This window comes from uncultured Stenotrophomonas sp. (assembly GCF_963519925.1).
GTDB lineage: Bacteria > Pseudomonadota > Gammaproteobacteria > Xanthomonadales > Xanthomonadaceae > Stenotrophomonas > Stenotrophomonas maltophilia_AE.
Genome location: NZ_CAUQPH010000240.1, coordinates 1 through 2,922, shown reverse-complemented (window position 1 = coordinate 2,922; position 2,922 = coordinate 1). Strand labels below are relative to the sequence as shown.

Here is a 2,922-nt window from a genome sequence, read left to right as displayed (position 1 = left end):
GGCCTGCGGCGCTGCGGGGTGGGTGGTGTCCGCAGACGCGGTGATCGGCTCGGCGGCCTCGGCCACGCTGGAGGGCTGGCTGGCCTCGTTCTGCGCGGCGAGCGCGTCGACCTGCTCGCCCATGTCGCCCAGCGCCCGGTGTGCCGCGCTCACCGCGTAATCCAGCGCATCCAGCGCCCCGGCCACGGTGCCGTGCCACTTGCCCTGCACCGCGAAGCGCATGCCGCGCACGCCACCTTCGGCGTTGATGCTGGTGCCTAGCACGCTGGCCATGTCCGTCAGCTGCCGCAGCGACACCACGTCATCGGCGGCGATGCCCGGCAGGACATTGGTGATGCGCCGGCGCAGGCCTTGCCCGCCCACCGAGACTTCCCACGGGCGCTGCACGATCGAGCCGAAGCCGAGCGCCACGCTGTCATGGGCGCCCTCCCAGACCTGGGTGGAGGCACCGAGCGCCATGCCGTTTTCGGCCAGCACGCGGGAGCGCGTGCCCAGCGCGAACCCGTCCGCGGCCCCTTCAAGCACGATCGCCGCGCGCCCGAGGGCCACCGAATTGTGGCCCAGCGCCGTGGCGTAGCTGCCGTAGGCGGTGGACCCGTTGGCGACGGCGCGGGCATCGGCGCCCATCGCGGTGGCCAGGAACCCGGCATGCGCCGGCAGGCTCAGTTCGTCGGATCCGACCTTGAAGTACTGCTGGACGTACTCGAGTGCGGCCACCCGCGCTTCGGCGGCAAACAGCTGTGCGCCATTGACCGCGTGCTGGCTTTCCGCGCTGACCTCACCGGCGCCCAGGGCCAGCAGCCGCGCGCCGCGCAGGTGCACGGTGGCATCCTTGTCGAAGCGCACCACGTCGCTGAGGTCGGCGCTGACGCCCTGCACGCCGTCGCGCAGCAGGTCGATGTCCAGCCGGTTGCGTGCGATCCGCTGGTCATTCTGGTCGACCTGCCAGAGCGCATCGTCCCACCCCGGCGGGGACATCGACACCGGTGCCGGGGCCTCGCAATGGACCACGCGGTCGCGGACCTGCGCGCGGCCGAACACCCCGGCCACGCCCACGCCGACGCCAAGTCCGCCGGCGAACGACAGCGCACGGGCCGCAGGGGAGGCGAGCGCGTCGCCCTGCTCCCCCTCCGCATTGCCGGGTGCCGCCGGCAACGGTGTGGCCACGGCGCTGACAGGCAGCATCAACAACAGCGAGCGGTAAAGAACATGCATGGTATTTCCTCTCAGGGCAGCAGGATCTGCTGGTGTTCGCGGTAGCCGTCGCGGCTGAGCCGGTAGTCCACGCGCAGGCGCGCGCCGGCGCCGGGCTGGAACGGCAGGGCCAGCGCACCGCCGGGGTAGACGCTGCGGTCGATGTCATGGGTGGTGCAGGCGTCGCCAACGCAGTGCTCGATCCGGCGGATGCCCAGCCGCAACGTGCCGCGGTTGTGCAGGTGGTCGCCTTCCAGGTGCATGGAGACCTCCCCGGCAGCAGGCAGCAGGTTGGCCAGCACGCCCCAGACCAGGCTGACGCCGATGGTGGCGCTGGCGGTGGGCGCCGGTGCCGGCATGGCCTCGGGGTCATCGCCGCGCACGCCTTCGAAGTACACCCGGAATGCCGTCTCCTGCTCCACCGGCGCCAGCGCGATCACCCGCACCAGCCGGCTTCCGCCCCCGGCCAGGGCGAACATGGCCGGTGTGACCACCAGCGCGGCATCGGCACCGGCGGGCTCGTCGACTTCGTGTTCGTCCTCGGTGGCCGGTGCGACCACGCGCTTGACCGTGGCGCGGACGTACTGCGTGCGCGGCGACTGGGCGTGTACGCGGATGCTGGTGGTACGACCGGCCTCGACATGCACGCGCATCGGGTGCACGTCCAGGTTGGCCGACACCGGCACGGCAGGCAGCAGGAACAACAGGGCGGCAACGGGGCGATACAGGTGCATGGGGATCTCCGCGAACGTCAGGGGCGGCGGGTGGGCAGGCGCATCTCGAGGGTGAGATCGCCCTGGTAGCGGCCGTCGCGTTTGTCGGCGGCGGGAACCCGGGGAGTGGCAAAGGTCAGCGGGGTCGGCACGCAGTACACCGGCTGGTCCATGCCCGGCAGCAGCACCGGGCGCAGGTCGGCGCTGTCGATGCCGTCCAGGCGGGTGTGCGCGCCGGGCAGCAGCGCGCGGTGGGCGCCGGCATGCAGCACCTGCAGGTGATAGTCGATGCGGTCGTGCGGCGCACGGCCACCGCCCTGGTGCCAGACCGAGAAAAACTGCGGCGCGCGTCCCGGCACCGCCGGTCCGCCATCGCGCGCGATCAGCACCAGCTCGCTGCTGGTCGAGCCCATGCCGTCGTACAGGCACATGTCCAGCACCGCCTCGCCGCCCACGCTGGCCGGCGGCGGCTGGGTCCGCAGCTGCAGCTGCAGGTCCATCTGCGCGGCCGAACCGCCATGCTCAGGCAGGTGGATGGCGGCGCGACCGGGGTCGGTGACGGTGACTTCCAGGGCGAATACATGGCGGCCGAGCACGGCACCGCCCACGCCGCTGCGCACGTCCAGGTGCAGTTCGGCGTGCCAGCGCCCGGCCACCAGCAGGCCGAGATCGGCCGCGTCCAGCTGCAGCGTGGCGGCGGTTCCAGCCGGCTCGACGTGGCACTCGCGCACCGCCGAGGTCCACAGCGGGTATTCGGATTTCTCCCAGTAGTCCTCGCTGCAGGTGCGCTCCCATTCGACCCGTTCCAGCCAGCCGACGACGCCGATTTCCCGGCGTTGTCCGCTGCGCTGTTCGTGGAATTCGAGCTGGATCGGACGACGCACGCCGGGCCCCTCGCCCGTGTCGCTGCGCGGACAGCGACCGCGCGCCGGGGTGTCGGTGCAGGTGACGTGCAGCCGGCCGTGGCCATGCAGGACCTCCTGGTAGCCCAGCACGGTGCGCGGCGCCCACAGCG

2 protein-coding genes and 1 pseudogene are annotated in these 2,922 nt (G+C 72.2%); all 3 read right to left on the bottom strand.

The features are described 5' to 3' along the window. A pseudogene (locus tag RWO33_RS20005) lies at nucleotides 1–1,215 on the bottom strand (hypothetical protein); the annotation flags it as partial. Between the two features lie 11 nt (nucleotides 1,216–1,226). Further along, entirely contained in the window at nucleotides 1,227–1,928 is a 702-nt protein-coding gene (locus RWO33_RS20000) for a fimbria/pilus periplasmic chaperone (protein WP_314107195.1), read from the bottom strand. Nucleotides 1,929–1,945: 17 nt separating this feature from the next. Then, the coding region (locus tag RWO33_RS19995; protein ID WP_314107193.1) for a CfaE/CblD family pilus tip adhesin at nucleotides 1,946–2,922 on the bottom strand (977 nt) is incomplete at its 5' end.